The organism is Enterobacter sp. ECC-019 (genome assembly GCF_043974075.1).
Classification (GTDB): domain Bacteria; phylum Pseudomonadota; class Gammaproteobacteria; order Enterobacterales; family Enterobacteriaceae; genus Enterobacter; species Enterobacter asburiae_D.
Window position 1 is genome coordinate 3139932 of the sequence record NZ_CP143759.1, and the last position, 14338, is coordinate 3154269.

Consider the following 14338-nt stretch of genomic DNA (forward strand, 5'->3'; position numbering starts at 1 on the left):
TGATTTGTTAGCGCAACCAGTAGATCACACTTCATCGTGCTTTTCATTTTTTTGGGGAACCCTCAGCCCTGTGGGAGAGGGTTAGGGTGAGGGCATCAGACCGCACCATTGAATACCCACTAGCCAAACCCCCTTTCCCCCGCTACACTCCCTTAATCCATTAACCTACTGAATATATAAGGAGGCCAATTATGCTGTATCGTGAAATTTTCAATGTTTCACATACATTTGGTGATCGCACCAGCTCAAGCGTTATCGGTATCGTGCTGCGATAACTTCTGCTTGAGCGAAGACACCAACCCCTTAAATCCCTTCTCTCGGGCTTACTGAGTTATCGTCAGCGATGTTTGACGAGGCATGAACATGCCTGTAACTCTTGGGTAAGCAACAATGAGCACTTTACTCACTGCACAATCTTTACGTGTTGATACGGCATTTGGCACGCTCTTCGACTCACTCTCCTTTACGCTGAAAAAAGGCGACCGCATTGGCCTGCTGGGCGACAACGGCTGCGGCAAAAGTACGCTGCTGAAGGTGCTGGACGGCACGGACTCCCCTGCCGCCGGAACGGTAGCGCTGGCCGGGCACTGTCTGATGGCACGCGTGGAGCAACATCTCCCGGACGCCATTTTCCCGCTGACCATGCTGGATGCCGTACTCGCACAGTTGCCTCTAGCTGAGCGCGATAGCCTGCGGTGGAAAGCCGAAACGCTGCTGGCAAGCATGGGCTTCACGCCGCAGGATATGATGCTGCAATCCACCACGCTGAGCGGCGGGCAACACACCCGCCTGCTGCTGGCGCGGGCGCTGATTCACGAGCCGGATCTGCTCCTGCTTGATGAACCCAGTAACCACCTGGACCTGCCGACCATGCTCTGGCTGGAGCACTTTTTACAGAACTGGTCAGGCAGCTTCGTGCTGGTCTCGCATGACAGACAGCTGCTGGATGCCGTCACTAACGGCAGCTGGATCCTGCGCGATAAGATGCTGCACTACTTTGCCCTTCCCTGCACGGCGGCACGCACGGCGCTTGAAGCAAAAGATGAAAGCGATGCCCAGCGCCACAAGGCTGAGCAAAAGGAGATCGACCGCGTGACCGCGAGCGCGAAGCGGCTGGCGACCTGGGGCAAGGTTTACGACAACGAAGACCTGGCCCGCAAAGCCAAACAGATGGAAAAGCAGGTCGAACGGCTGAAGGAGATCCAGACGGCGCTCACGGCCGGCAGCCAGTGGACGTTAACCCTGCGCGGCGACGCGCTGCGGGCAGACCGTCTGCTGGAGATGGAAAACCTCAGCGTCCCGCCAGCACCCGGGCTACCGCCGCTGTTTAACATCGACATGGCGCGGCTGAAAAGCGGCGATCGCGTGGCGATTGTCGGTCGTAACGGCTGCGGCAAATCGTCGCTGATGAGGCTTATCTGGCAACAGTTTGCCGATGAGCACGCAGACAGCGGGTTGAAAATCCATCCGCGCGTGTCGCCAGGCTATTACGACCAGACGCTTCATCAGTTGCCGGATGACGCCACGCTGCTCGACGCGCTGGAGCCTTTCGCGCCGGATCCGCAGAACCGCAAAATGGCGCTGATAAGCGCGGGTTTCCCGTGGGCGCGTCACGGGCAAACGGTCAGCACGCTCAGCGGTGGCGAGCGCTCGCGCCTGCTGTTTGTAGGCCTGACGCTTGCCCGCTATAGCCTGCTGATGCTGGATGAGCCGACCAACCACCTGGACATGGAAGGCAAGGAGACGCTGGCGCAAACCCTCCAGCAGTTCGAAGGCGGCGTGCTGCTGGTCAGCCACGATCGTCAGTTAATTAGCCAAAGCTGCAACCGTTTCTGGCTGATTGAAGAGGGAAAACTGAGCGAGTGGCACGATGCAGAAGCGGTGTTTGAGCGTCTGCGTGAAAGCGCGGGGCTTATGACATCCTCTGCGCCCGCAGTCGCCGCGACGGTTCAATCCTCGCCATATGACGATCTGCTGGAGCGGCTGGTCGTGCTGGAAACGCTGCTGGAAGACGATCTGGCGCGAAAGCCGAAGCATCAAAAGCCGCAACTGCAGGCGCAATGGCGTAAAGAGATTGAGGAGATAGAAGCAATGCTGTAAGTCTGCGCCCGGCGAACACCTCGCCGGGCCAGCATTTTCCCCCTTAATTATTGGAGGATCGCCGTATTCTTAATCTGCAATCGATTCAAATGATGACATTATGTTGCCGCAGCCTTGCATTACCAGGCTAATGTATCAATCCTTAGGGGTACTACACCTGCTATGCAGATACTCATCATGAACAAGGAGATACACATGAAGGCTGCTGTTGTCACTCAGGACCACCAGGTCAACGTCACCGAAAAAACCTTACGCCCGCTAAAGCACGGGGAAGCCCTGCTGAAGATGGAATGCTGTGGCGTATGCCATACCGACCTCCACGTGAAGAACGGTGATTTCGGCGACAAAACCGGGGTTATCCTGGGCCACGAAGGGATTGGTATCGTTAAAGAAGTCGGCCCCGGCGTGAAGTCGCTGAAAGTCGGCGACCGCACAAGCGTGGCCTGGTTTTTTGAAGGCTGTGGTCACTGCGAATACTGTAATAGCGGCAACGAAACCCTGTGCCGCGATGTGAAAAATGCCGGTTACTCCGTTGACGGCGGGATGGCGGAAGAGTGCATCGTCACCGCAGATTACGCGGTAAAAGTGCCGGACGGCCTGGATTCGGCGGCGGCCAGCAGCATTACCTGCGCCGGCGTCACCACCTACAAAGCGGTGAAGGTCTCGGGTATCAAACCGGGCCAGTGGATCGCAATTTATGGTCTGGGCGGGCTGGGCAACCTTGCGCTGCAGTACGCCAAAAACGTCTTTAACGCCAAAGTCATCGCCCTTGACGTTAACGACGAACAGCTGAAACTGGCGGCCAGCATGGGTGCGGATTTAACCATCAACTCCCGCAGCGAAGATGCCGCTAAAATTGTGCAGGAAAAAACCGGCGGCGCGCATGCCGCTGTTGTCACTGCCGTCGCAAAAGCGGCATTCAACTCGGCGGTTGATGCCGTGCGTGCCGGTGGCCGCGTGGTCGCGGTTGGCCTGCCGCCGGAAGCGATGAGCCTCGACATTCCGCGACTGGTGCTGGACGGCATTCAGGTAGTGGGTTCGCTGGTCGGCACCCGTCAGGATCTGCAGGAAGCCTTCCAGTTCGCCGCTGAAGGTAAGGTCGTGCCGAAAGTCACGATGCGCCCGCTGGAGGACATCAACGCCATCTTTAAAGAGATGGAACAGGGCCAGATTCGCGGCCGTATGGTGATCGACTTACGTTCGTAATCGTTCACTGTTCATCACCGCTCCTCTCCGGGGCGGTTTTTTTATAGCCATTTTCCGGCAATCCTTATCTCAATTCCTTTGTTCCCTTGTTTTCCCCCGCGCCCGATGATGAATCCGACGCTAACAAGAAGATAACAAAGGAATTCACCATGCAAACCCCATTTCGTCTGCCGCTGCTGACGGCGCTGATTCTGACGACAACCGCAGCCTGGTCCGCTGATGCGCCCGTCAAAGGCGGCACGCTGATTTATCTGGAGCAACAGGCGCACACCAACCTCTATCCACCTGCCGGTGGCTTTTACCCGAACGGCGGCATTCTGAATCAAATCACCGACAAATTGACGTGGCAGAACCCAAAGACGCTGCAGGTGGAACCCTGGGTGGCAGAAAGCTGGACCACCAACGCCGATAAAACCGAATACACCTTTAAGCTTCGTCCCGGCATCACCTTCTCCGACGGCACGCCGCTGGACGCGAACGCCGTGGCGAAAAACTTTGATACCTACGGTTTAGGCAATAAGGCGCAGCGCCTGCCGGTGTCCGAAGTGATCAATAACTACGATCGCAGCGAAGTCATCGACCCGCTGACTGTGAAGTTCTACTTCAAAAAACCGTCACCGGGGTTCCTGCAAGGCACCGCCACCATTGGCTCGGGTCTGGTCTCGCTCAGCACGCTGAAGCGCAACTTCGAAGAGCTGGGAGATGCCCGCCACATCATTGGTTCCGGACCGTTTGTGGTGAAGGACGAGAAGCTGGGCCGTGAAGTGACGCTCGAAGCGCGCAAAGACTATCAGTGGGGACCGAAAAACCTGGCGCAACAGGGGCCAGCCAATCTTGATGGCATCAAGTTTATTGTGACCCAGGAAGACAGCGTGCGCGTGGGCGCCCTGCTGGCCGGTCAGGCCGACTTTATTCGCCAGGTGCAGGCGTATGACGAAAAGCAGGCGACAGACCAGGGCTATAAGATCTATGCGGCCCCGACGCGCGGGGTGAATGACAGCATCAGCTTCCGCCCGGATAACCCGCTGGTCTCCGATATTCGCGTACGCCAGGCGCTGCTGCATGCCACCAATGCAAAACAGGTGGTCGAGACCCTCTTCTCGGCCAACTATCCGCAGGCGAAGTCAGTGATTGCCGATTCCGCCGCAGGCTTTGTCGATCTCAGCGACAAATTGACCTTTGACCCGGCAAAAGCCAACCAGCTGCTGGACGACGCGGGCTGGAAAGCAGGCGGCGACGGGATCCGCGCCAAAGACGGCCAACGTCTGGCACTGACGGTGTATGAATCCCTGCCGCAGCCGCAGAACAAAGAGGTGCTGCAGCTGGTTGCCCAGCAGTGGCGACAGGTGGGTGTGGCGCTGAGCGTCAAAGCCGGTGACGCAGGCAGCCGCACGCTGGATAACCTTGACCCGCTGAAAACCCCGTTAACCGTCTCCGAAGTAGGCCGTGCCGATCCTGACGTGGTGAAAAGCATGTTCTACCCTGCTAACCGCGACGCGCTGCTGCAGAAAGGCGGCTCCAGCGACAAGGTCAAAAACTTCCGCGACGACAAGCTAAATGCGCTGCTGGTGAACATCTCCGCCGAAGTCGATCCGCAAAAACGACTGCAGCTGACCGGCGATGCCCAGCGCTATCTGCTGGATAACGCCTACGTCATTCCAATTTTCGAAGAGCCGCAGGTCTTTGCCGGTGCGCCGTGGCTGAAAGGCGTCAATTTTGAAGCGGTAGGCCGCCCGTCATTCTACGGCGCGTGGATCGAGAAACACTGAGGAGCTGACGATGCGCCACGCACTTCTTCAACGCTTTGGGCACGGGCTGCTGGTACTGTGGGCCGCCTTTACCCTCTCGTTCGTGTTGCTCCAGGTGCTGCCGGGCGACGCGGTGCTGATTAAATTTCAGAACCCGGACCTGGGCTTAAGCCCGGCGCAAATCGAGGAGATGCGCGTGGCCTACGGCGCGGACAGCCCGCTGTGGCAGCAATACGGCCACACGCTGCTGGCGATGCTGCGCGGGGATTTCGGCTATTCGTTACAGGCAGGCGTGCCGGTCAGCGAGCTGATTGCCAGCAATCTGCCGGATACCCTGAGTCTCGCCCTGCCCGCGTTTGTACTCGCGGTCCTGCTGGCGTTTGCGCTGGCCTTTGCATCGCGTCTGCCGGGTCTGCGCTGGCTGAGCAATACCCTCCAGTCTCTGCCGGTCCTGTTTATCTCCTTACCCACGTTCTGGCTGGGGATTGCCCTCATCCAGCTCTTTTCTTTTCAGCTGCGGCTGATCCCGGTGATTAACCCGACGCCGTTGCAGGGACTGATCCTGCCGATCGTCACCGTTGCGATCCCGATCTCCGCCCCGCTGGCGCAAATTCTGATGCGCAGTCTGGACCAGATGGCGACGCAGCCGTTTGTCGCCGTTGCCCGGGCCAAAGGGCTGAGTGAAACAGCCGTCCTGTGGCGTCACGTTACCGGCAATGCCCTGCTGCCGGTCCTGAACATTGCCGGACTGCTGCTGGGCGAGCTGATTGCCGGGGCGCTGATCACGGAAACCGTTTTTGGCCGCAGCGGGCTCGGACAGCTGACCCAGCAGGCGGTGAATAACCAGGATATCGCCGTGCTTCAGGCAGTGGTGATGATTTCCGCCCTCGGTTTTGTCCTGATCAATTTGCTGGTGGATCTGCTGATGCCGCTGCTGGATCCCCGTCTGCAAACCGTTACCGGAGGTGCATCATGAGTCTTGTCGATTACGCTGCCGCCGCGCGAAAGCGCGTTCCAGCGTGGCAGGCAGTGGAATGGCAGCCGGGACTGTGGCTGGCATGGGGGGTGATTATTCTCGCCGCTTTTGCCGCCGTGGCGCCCGGCCTGTTAACCCACTACAGCCCGATTGAGGGCATCGCTGGGGCACAACGCCTGGCGCCGCAGGCGGGACACTGGCTCGGCACCGATCAGCTTGGCCGCGATGTTTACACGCGTATTGTTTATGGTGCATCACACTCCCTGAGCGCGGCGCTGGCCGCCGTGACGATGGGTCTGGTGGTCGGTACCGGCTTAGGGGTGGTTGCCGGGGCGTTCGCCGGACGCGTCGAGTCTCTGCTGATGCGTTTCGTCGACGTGCTGCTGTCCATCCCGTCTCTGCTGCTCTCGCTGACGGTGATTATTCTGCTCGGGTTTGGCACCGTTAACGCCGCGATTGCCGTCGGCGTGGCCTCAATTGCCAGCTTCGCCCGCCTCGCGCGCGGTGAAGTCGTGCGCATCCGGCACACGGATTACGTCGAGGCGGCGTTTGGCAGCGGCGGGACGTTTTTTGCCGTGCTGTGGCGACACATCCTGCCCAACGCCTTAACCGCCGTTCTGGCCTTTGCCACGCTGCAGTTTGGTCAGGCCATCCTGGCGCTCTCCACGCTGAGTTTTCTCGGCTACGGCACCCCGCCACCGGTGCCGGAATGGGGCTTATTGATTGCCGAAGGCCGTAACTATCTCTCTACCGCCTGGTGGCTCACCACCTTCCCCGGCGTCGTCGTCATCGCCGTGGTGCTGGCCACCAACCGTATCAGCCAACAGTTCAGCGGAGGTCGCTAATGACCGTTCTCTCAGTAGAAAATTTGACGATTAGCTACCGTACCGCGCGCCAGTGGCGAGAGGTGGTGCATAACGTCAGCTTTACGCTCGGGCGCGGGGAAATGCTGGCGTTTGTCGGCGAGTCCGGCTCCGGCAAAACAACCACGGCACAGGCGATCATTGGTCTGCTGGCTGACAACGCCCGGCGCGATGCGGGAAAAATATCGCGCAATGGCGAGGAGATTAGCCGATGGTCCGCTAAGCGTCTCGATACCCTTCGCGGGGCGCGAATTAGCCTGGTTCCGCAGGATCCGGGTAATTCGCTCAACCCGGTGAAAACCGTCGGCGCGCAGGTCGGAGAGATTATTCAGCTACACCAGAAAGTGACCCGCGCCGAGCGCGACGAGCAGGTGCTCGCCCTGCTGACAAAGGTCGGCCTGAGCCACCCCGAACAGCGCATGACGCAGTATCCGCATCAGCTCTCCGGCGGAATGAAACAGCGCGTGCTGATTGCCATCGCCATTGCCCTGCGCCCGGACGTTATCGTTGCCGATGAGCCCACCAGCGCGCTGGATGTGACGGTGCAAAAACGCATTCTCGATCTGCTGGATATCCTGCGCCGGGAATCGGGTACTGCCGTTCTGTTTGTCACCCACGATCTGGCGCTGGCCGCCCAGCGCGCGGACAGGCTGTTGGTTTTTCGCGATGGCGAGGTTCAGGAACAGGGCAACACCGCCGATATCGTCCGCACGCCGCAGCACGCCTACACCCGCCAGCTGCTGAGCGATCTCCAGGGCCAGCGCCTGACCATTGCCCCGGTATCAGGTCTTCCGCTCGCGTCACCGGCCATTCGCGCTCGCGCCATCAGCAAACAATTCTCGCTGGGCAAAGGTCATCAGCTTCAGGCGCTGGATCGGGTGACGTTTGACGTCAGGCGCGGCAGTACGCATGCGCTGGTCGGTGAATCCGGTTCCGGGAAAACCACCCTCGCCCGTATTTTGCTGGGTTTTGAACAGGCCGACAGCGGACAGGTCATTATTGATGATATTGATGCCACCGCGCTCAGCCGCGAGGCCCGTCGTCAGCTGCGCCAGAAGATCCAGTTTGTCTACCAGAACCCGTTTGCCTCTCTCGACCCGCGTCAGACGCTGTTTGACATCATCGAAGAGCCACTGAAGAACTTTTCTCGCCTCGGTAAGGCGGAGCGAAAGGTCCGGGTGGAGACAGTGGCACAGCGGGTTGCCCTGCCCGTCGAACTCCTGAGCCGCACCGCCCGGGAACTTTCAGGCGGACAGCGTCAGCGCGTTGCCATCGCCCGGGCGCTGATCCTCGAGCCGACCATTCTGGTGCTGGACGAAGCCACCTCGGCGCTGGACGTCACCGTGCAGGCGCAGATTCTGGCTCTGCTCCAGCAGCTGCAGCAGCAGCTGGGATTGACCTACCTCTTTATCACGCACGATCTGTCTACCGTGCGCCGGATCGCCCACAGCGTCACGGTGCTGCGCAGCGGTCAGGTGGTCGAACAGGGCGACGTCGGAACCTTATTCGCGTCGCCGCAGAATGATTATACCCGCGAGCTGATTGACGCCATCCCCCATTTTTCACCCGCTACGGAGGAGTTCGCATGACGCGAAAACGCCTGGGATTTTTCACCCGCCTGCTTGACGACGCTACGCCGAAGGAGCGTTATCGTCTGGCAACTGAACAGATCCGCCACGCCGAACGCCACGGTTTTGACAGCGCCTGGATTGCACAGCACCACTTCCACGAAAGTGAAGGCGGCCTGCCGTCGCCGCTGCTGTTCCTGGCGCACGTCGCCGCGCATACCGAAACCATTCGTCTGGGCACGGCCATCATTACCCTGCCGATGGAAAACCCGCTGCGCGTTGCAGAAGATGCCGCCGTGCTCGATTTACTCGCCGATGGCCGTCTTGAAGTCGGTTTTGGTTCGGGTGGCACACCGACCTCATTTCTGCCGTTCGGTCTGACGTTTGAGGAGCGCGGCGCGGCCTTTGCCGACCATTTGCATGTAATTCAAAGCGCCTGGCGCGGGGATTCGCTGACCCATCCGGATAACCACCTTTATCCGCCTGCACCACAACTGGCCGACCGTATCTGGATTGCCACCTTCTCTGTTGACGGTGCCGTTCGCGCCGCGCAGGCCGGACACGGTTTAATGCTCTCACGCACGCAGCCACGCCCGGCAGATCGGCTGGATTTAACGCTCGACGAGATCCAGAACCCGATTGTGGATGCCTATCTCGATGCGCTGCCTGCAGGAATAGCACCGCGTATTCTGGCCTCCCGTACGGCGTTTGTCGCCGACAGCGACGACCATGCGCTCAAAGTCGCGACGCCGGGTCTCACCAAACAAGCCCTGCAGCATCGCGCTGCCGGGCACATCGTTAAAGGTGACAGCGTCACTGATTATCGTCGTCAGTTCGACGCCCATATTGGTTCGCCCGATACGGTGCTGCATTCACTGAATGCGGATTCCGTTCTCAGGCGCGCCACGGATATCTCATTCCAGGTTCATTCGGTCGAACCCACGCATCGCGACACGCTGCGGTCCATTGAACTTATCGCCGAACGCATTGCCCCCCACATACTTTGAGGAGACACCTATGTCATTAAGTCAGGACATTCTCGCCGAGCTGGCGGAAATTAAACCCGGTTCCCCTCTGGCAGAGGCGCGCGCCACGCGTGATGCCGCCACGCGCCACGCGCAGGGCAGCTACGAAATCCTGTTTAGCCAGCAGGATGGTGATTTTGCACTCGACGAGCGCTTCGCCGTGGCGGCCAAAGTCGCCCGTTGGCACAGCGCGGAGGCGCTGGCCGCGCACTATGCGGGGTTTGGCCTGGCCGACCCCACCTCAGAACGCCTGACCCCGGCGCTGAATTTCGCGCGGCTGCTGACGTTCTCCCCCGTCGAAGCGACGCCTGCGGCGTTAAGGGCGCTGACCCAGGCGGGATGGAGCAAGGAAGGCATTGTTACCCTGGCACAGCTCGTCGCGTTTGTGAGCTTCCAGAGTCGAATCATCACCGGACTGCGGCTGCTGAACGACAAACCCGTCGCCAAAAGCGATGCGCCGGTGGCGGCAGGCATCTGGCACACGACCGCAACAACGGTCACCGGGAAGGTGGCTCCCGTCGCGTTTACCCAGCATGAGCTGGGATGGGAACCGTGGATAGCGGCCAAACCGCTGGCAGACTTCCGTGACGATGAGGTTGCCATCCTGGCGAAATTTGGCCATACCGATTCCGACTACTTCCGCCTGCTGGGGCGCAACCTGCCGGTGCTCGAACAGCGCACGTTGACGGATAAAGGAATTTTTTATACATCGGGAGGATTGCCGCGCGCCGAGCGCGAGCTGGCCGCAACGGTAGCCAGTAAAATCAACGGCTGCATTTACTGCGCATCTGTCCATGCGCGGAAAGCCAGCCAGCTGTCAAAGGATGACGCGGCGGTAGAGGCCCTGCTGGCCGTGAGGCCGGGGCGGTCCCTGAGCGAGGGGCAATCCGCACGCTGGCAGGCGGAAATCGATTTTGCGGCGGCGCTGTCGGTCACGCCGCCTGCCGCCACGCCGCTGCACCTTGCCGCACTGGAAAAAGAGGGGCTGGATACCTTAGCGCAGCTTGACCTGGTGCAGTCCGCCGCTTTCTTCGCCTGGGCCAACCGCCTGATGCTGACCCTGGGTGAGCCCTGGCTTGCCTGAAATCTGTCAGGCTAGCGCGCGAGCGTTAGCCTGATCCCGTCTGGCCCGCAGGTGACCGTAGATCAGCAGTGCGCTCATGGCCGAGAAAGAGAGTATTGCCGCCGGCAGCGTGACGTAACGCCAGCTAAAGCCGAAGGTAATCATCATCCCGCCAAAATACGCGCCAATCGCGCTGCCGAGATTAAACGCCATCTGCCCCCCTGCAGCCCCCAGCATCTCACCGCCCTTCGCATTTTGCAGAAGCAGAATTTGTAGCGGCGCAGAGAGTGCGAACAACCCGGCACAGCAGATAAAGCCCATCACCAGCGAGGCCGTTTTCAGTTCGCCAAAGGCGAAAAGCAGCAGCAGTGAGGCGACAATCACCATGTCGGTGGTGGCCGCAATGCGCAGCGGGCTAAAACGCCCCGAGAGCTTACCGCTCAGCAGATTGCCCAACACCATGCCAAGCCCCATCAGCATCATGATGGCCGTCATCATCCCTTCTGAATAACCGGAGACGTTGACCATAAACGGCTTAACGAAGCTGAACCACGCGAACACCCCGGCGTTGCCAAACATGGTGGCGGCAAAAATCAGCCAGGGTTCTGGTTTTTTCAGAAAGTGGAACTGCTCGGTCAATTTGATTTCTGACGTGTCGCGGATGTCCGGCACCCAGAGCAGAACCGAGAGGATCACCAGCGCATCGAACACGGCAATCAGAAAAAAGGTGTAGCGCCAGCTGAACTGGTGCCCGAGCCAGGTCCCCAGCGGAACGCCCACAAGGTTCGCCACGGTCATACCGGCAATCATTCCTGCCACCGCGACCGTCACCTTACCCGGCGGCGCAATTTTAGACAGGATAATCGCCCCGACGCCGAAAATGGCCCCGTGCGGAAATCCGGAAATCAGTCGTCCCAGCGCCAGCCAGAAGTACGACGTTGAGAACGTAAACAGGCCATTGCCGACAGCGGACATCGCCACCAGAAACAGCAGCGTGGTCTTTAGCGAGAACTTGCCTGAGAACAGCGCCATAATCGGGGCGCCAATCACCACACCGAAAGCATAAAACGAGATCATATTCCCGGCGGAGGGAATCGAAATACCGGTGTCATGCGCCAGTTCGGTGAGCACGCCCATAATGCCAAATTCAGCCATCCCGAGGCCAAATGTGCCAAGTGCCAACGAAAAAATTGTCTTTTTCATACTTCAACCACTGGTTAATCACTCGCGACGGGCATTATTGAATAATCTTGTATGGTGAGCCAGTTCAAATCAGCTGGCTGACACGTTAATCCATTAATTCAGGTGGATTACACTTTATAGTGCGGCCTCGCTTTTCCCGCGCCGGATAACCTGAGGATGACAATCATGGGAAACAAAAAGAAAACCAGTGTCGCTGTTGATGTCGTAAAGAATGCTCCGTTAAAGACCAAAGAGTATGATCAAGAGCTACGTCGCCTGCACGTTGAACTGGTTAAGCTCCAGCAGTGGGTCGTCGCCAAGGGACTAAAGGTGTGCATCGTTTTTGAAGGACGCGACGGTGCCGGTAAAGGCGGTACCATTAAAGCGATCACCGAGCGCGTCAGCCCCCGCGTGTTTCGTGTTGTTGCGCTGCCTGCCCCAACTGATAAAGAAAAAAGCCAGCTCTACTTCCAGCGCTATGTGCCGCACCTGCCGTCGGCAGGCGAGATCGTGATATTCGATCGCAGCTGGTATAACCGCGCGGGTGTCGAGCGGGTGATGGGATTCTGCACTGAGGAACAGGTGGAGAAATTTTTGGACGGCACGCCGGTGATGGAAAAAGCGATGGTCGATGCCGGTATTATCCTGCTGAAGTACTGGCTGGAGGTAACGCCGAAAGAGCAGGAGCGCCGCCTGCGCGACCGTATTAACGATGGTCGTAAAATCTGGAAGCTATCGCCGATGGATATTAAATCCTTTAACCTGTGGGACGAGTATACCCTCGCGCGCGACGCGATGTTTGAAGCCACCGATACCGCATGGGCGCCGTGGTTTGTGGCACGTTCAGAGGATAAAAAACGCGTGCGCCTGAATATTATTTCGCACCTGCTAACCCAAATTCCGTATAAAGAAATACACGTAGAAAAGGTGGATTTACCGAAACGCAAAATTGGTAAAGTCAAACCCACAAAATACCCGTTCCGGTATGTGGAGGAGCGGTTCTGATATAGCAGGGATAGGCCCGCGCAAGCGCAGCGCCGCCGGGCAAAGCCGACGGCGCAGGGCTCACTTCATTCCTTCCGTACTTTCCTGTTTCGCTTCCAGACGTTCCACGTCACGATACCAGCGCGGGTGGTGTTTCTGCGCCCAGCGGCGACTTACCTTCCCTTCAATCATCCCTTTAATCGATCCTTTCACCCAGAACGCCATATACATATGGATCAGGATAGCGTGGATCAGAATGATGGCCGACATGGCGTGGATCAGCAGCGCGTAGCGAATCACCTGAATTGGGAAATACTGGGCAAAATACGGACGCCAGATAATCACGCCGGTCACCAGCAGCACAAAAATCATGCTCATGATGGTCCAGAACATCATCTTCTGCCCGGCATTGTATTTCCCCACCTTCGCGACCTTATGCTCGTTGCCTTTCAGGACTTCTACGATCCCTTTCAACCACGGGATATCCTGCTTGTCCGGTATGTTGTGATGAACAAAGCGCACGAACATAAACATCAGCACCACGAAAATCAGCACGCCGAAGAACGGGTGCAGAATGCGCCCCATCTGCGGGGTACCGAAGGTCTCGGTCAGCCACTGCAGCGTCGGGAAGAAGAACGAAATCCCCGACACCGCTACCAGGAAGAAGCAGATCACCACCGTCCAGTGACAGGCGCGGTCGACAAATTTCGTGCGCACTATCATTTTCGACTTACTCATGGTGTTCCTCCTCGTCGTCATCCACCTCTTTGTTTGGCCCGATACCGATGTAGTGATAAATCAGCCCCGCAAAGGTGGCGATAAAGCCCGCCGCCGAGAGCGGTTTAAGCGCCCCTTTCCACAGGTTGATGGACGTATCGATCGCCGGATCCTTCGGCAGGTTGTGATACAACTCCGGCTGGTCGTTGTGATGCAGCACATACATCACGTGTGTACCGCCCACGCCCTGCGGGTTATAAACACCCGCATTCTGGTAGCCGCGTGCTTTCAGCTTGTCCACCCGCGCCTGCGCCACGTCCAGCATCTCTTTTTTGGTGCCGAAGTGGATAGCCCCGGTCGGACAGGTTTTCACACAGGCAGGCTCCTGCCCGACGCTAACGCGGTCCACGCACAGAGTGCATTTATATACCCGGTTATCCTCTTTATTGAGGCGCGGGATATTAAACGGACAGCCCGCGATGCAGTAGCCGCAGCCGATACAGTTGTCCTGCTGGAAGTCGACGATCCCGTTGGCGTACTGAATAATCGCGCCGGCAGACGGGCACGCCTTCAGGCAGCCCGGGTCTTCACAGTGCATACAGCCGTCTTTGCGGATGAGCCACTCCAGCCTGCCGTTCTGCTCGGTTTCGCTAAAGCGCATTACCGTCCAGGATTTGGCGCTCAGATCCGCCGGATTGTCGTAGACCCCGACGCAGTGCCCCACCTCGTCGCGGATATCGTTCCACTCCAAGCAGGCCACCTGGCAGGCCTTGCAGCCCACGCAGGAGGAGACGTCGATAAGCTTAGCGACCTCTGCCTTGTAGTCCCGCGCGCGGGGCGCGGGCGTTATCGGGTTAGTCGCGGAGCGTTTGATAACGTCTTGTGTTTCCATCGCCATTGAATCGC

At 58.7% G+C, this 14338-nt stretch carries 12 protein-coding genes; 9 read left to right on the forward strand and 3 right to left on the reverse strand.

The features are described 5' to 3' along the window. Positions 1–390 precede the first annotated feature (390 nt). The 8 genes from V1566_RS14950 to V1566_RS14985 all read left to right on the forward strand — a co-directional run bounded on the left by V1566_RS14950 (position 391) and on the right by V1566_RS14985 (position 10570). A complete protein-coding gene (locus tag V1566_RS14950; RefSeq protein ID WP_395303821.1) occupies positions 391–2100 on the forward strand; it encodes an ABC-F family ATP-binding cassette domain-containing protein in 1710 nt (569 codons plus the stop codon). Positions 2101–2295: 195 nt separating this feature from the next. Beyond that, positions 2296–3306 (forward strand): alcohol dehydrogenase AdhP, encoded by a 1011-nt coding sequence (gene adhP / locus V1566_RS14955; protein ID WP_213327589.1) that lies wholly within the window; start codon positions 2296–2298, stop codon positions 3304–3306. A gap of 149 nt (positions 3307–3455) precedes the next feature. After that, complete coding sequence (locus V1566_RS14960; protein ID WP_395303822.1) at positions 3456–5075, forward strand: TIGR04028 family ABC transporter substrate-binding protein; 1620 nt, start codon at positions 3456–3458, stop codon at positions 5073–5075. 10 nt (positions 5076–5085) lie between these two features. Beyond that, positions 5086–6030, forward strand: a complete 945-nt coding sequence (locus V1566_RS14965) for an ABC transporter permease (protein ID WP_395303823.1) — start codon at positions 5086–5088, stop codon at positions 6028–6030. After that, complete coding sequence (locus V1566_RS14970; RefSeq protein ID WP_395303824.1) at positions 6027–6875, forward strand: ABC transporter permease; 849 nt, start codon at positions 6027–6029, stop codon at positions 6873–6875. The genes V1566_RS14965 and V1566_RS14970 overlap by 4 nt, the downstream gene beginning before the upstream one ends. Then, entirely contained in the window at positions 6875–8482 is a 1608-nt protein-coding gene (locus V1566_RS14975) for a dipeptide ABC transporter ATP-binding protein (RefSeq protein ID WP_395303825.1), read from the forward strand. Before V1566_RS14970 ends, V1566_RS14975 begins: the two co-directional genes overlap by 1 nt. Next, positions 8479–9468, forward strand: a complete 990-nt coding sequence (locus V1566_RS14980) for a putative FMN-dependent luciferase-like monooxygenase (RefSeq protein WP_395303826.1) — start codon at positions 8479–8481, stop codon at positions 9466–9468. The genes V1566_RS14975 and V1566_RS14980 overlap by 4 nt, the downstream gene beginning before the upstream one ends. A 10-nt stretch (positions 9469–9478) precedes the next feature. After that, on the forward strand, positions 9479–10570 hold the full coding sequence (locus V1566_RS14985; RefSeq protein WP_395303827.1) for an alkylhydroperoxidase domain protein: 1092 nt from the start codon (positions 9479–9481) through the stop codon (positions 10568–10570). Between the two features lie 6 nt (positions 10571–10576). Here V1566_RS14985 and araJ read toward each other — a convergent pair whose 3' ends face one another. Beyond that, on the reverse strand, positions 10577–11752 hold the full coding sequence (gene araJ, locus V1566_RS14990; protein WP_395303828.1) for an MFS transporter AraJ: 1176 nt from the start codon (positions 11750–11752) through the stop codon (positions 10577–10579). Between the two features lie 165 nt (positions 11753–11917). Here araJ and ppk2 point away from each other — a divergent pair, with 165 nt between their 5' ends. Further along, entirely contained in the window at positions 11918–12736 is an 819-nt protein-coding gene (ppk2, locus tag V1566_RS14995) for a polyphosphate kinase 2 (protein ID WP_395303829.1), read from the forward strand. 60 nt (positions 12737–12796) lie between these two features. Here the strand turns inward: ppk2 and fdnI are convergent, their stop codons facing one another. Both fdnI and fdxH read right to left on the reverse strand, forming a co-directional pair. Then, positions 12797–13453, reverse strand: a complete 657-nt coding sequence (fdnI, locus tag V1566_RS15000) for a formate dehydrogenase-N subunit gamma (protein ID WP_395303830.1) — start codon at positions 13451–13453, stop codon at positions 12797–12799. Then, positions 13446–14330, reverse strand: a complete 885-nt coding sequence (fdxH, locus tag V1566_RS15005) for a formate dehydrogenase subunit beta (protein ID WP_395303831.1) — start codon at positions 14328–14330, stop codon at positions 13446–13448. Before fdxH ends, fdnI begins: the two co-directional genes overlap by 8 nt. Positions 14331–14338: the final 8 nt, after the last annotated feature.

Coding starts and splice junctions, on each gene's coding strand:
- V1566_RS14950 (WP_395303821.1), top strand. CDS start 391: ATGAGCACTTTACTCACTGCACAATCTTTACGTGTTGATACGGCATTT.
- adhP (WP_213327589.1), top strand. CDS start 2,296: ATGAAGGCTGCTGTTGTCACTCAGGACCACCAGGTCAACGTCACCGAA.
- V1566_RS14960 (WP_395303822.1), top strand. CDS start 3,456: ATGCAAACCCCATTTCGTCTGCCGCTGCTGACGGCGCTGATTCTGACG.
- V1566_RS14965 (WP_395303823.1), top strand. CDS start 5,086: ATGCGCCACGCACTTCTTCAACGCTTTGGGCACGGGCTGCTGGTACTG.
- V1566_RS14970 (WP_395303824.1), top strand. CDS start 6,027: ATGAGTCTTGTCGATTACGCTGCCGCCGCGCGAAAGCGCGTTCCAGCG.
- V1566_RS14975 (WP_395303825.1), top strand. CDS start 6,875: ATGACCGTTCTCTCAGTAGAAAATTTGACGATTAGCTACCGTACCGCG.
- V1566_RS14980 (WP_395303826.1), top strand. CDS start 8,479: ATGACGCGAAAACGCCTGGGATTTTTCACCCGCCTGCTTGACGACGCT.
- V1566_RS14985 (WP_395303827.1), top strand. CDS start 9,479: ATGTCATTAAGTCAGGACATTCTCGCCGAGCTGGCGGAAATTAAACCC.
- araJ (WP_395303828.1), bottom strand. CDS start 11,752: ATGAAAAAGACAATTTTTTCGTTGGCACTTGGCACATTTGGCCTCGGG.
- ppk2 (WP_395303829.1), top strand. CDS start 11,918: ATGGGAAACAAAAAGAAAACCAGTGTCGCTGTTGATGTCGTAAAGAAT.
- fdnI (WP_395303830.1), bottom strand. CDS start 13,453: ATGAGTAAGTCGAAAATGATAGTGCGCACGAAATTTGTCGACCGCGCC.
- fdxH (WP_395303831.1), bottom strand. CDS start 14,330: ATGGCGATGGAAACACAAGACGTTATCAAACGCTCCGCGACTAACCCG.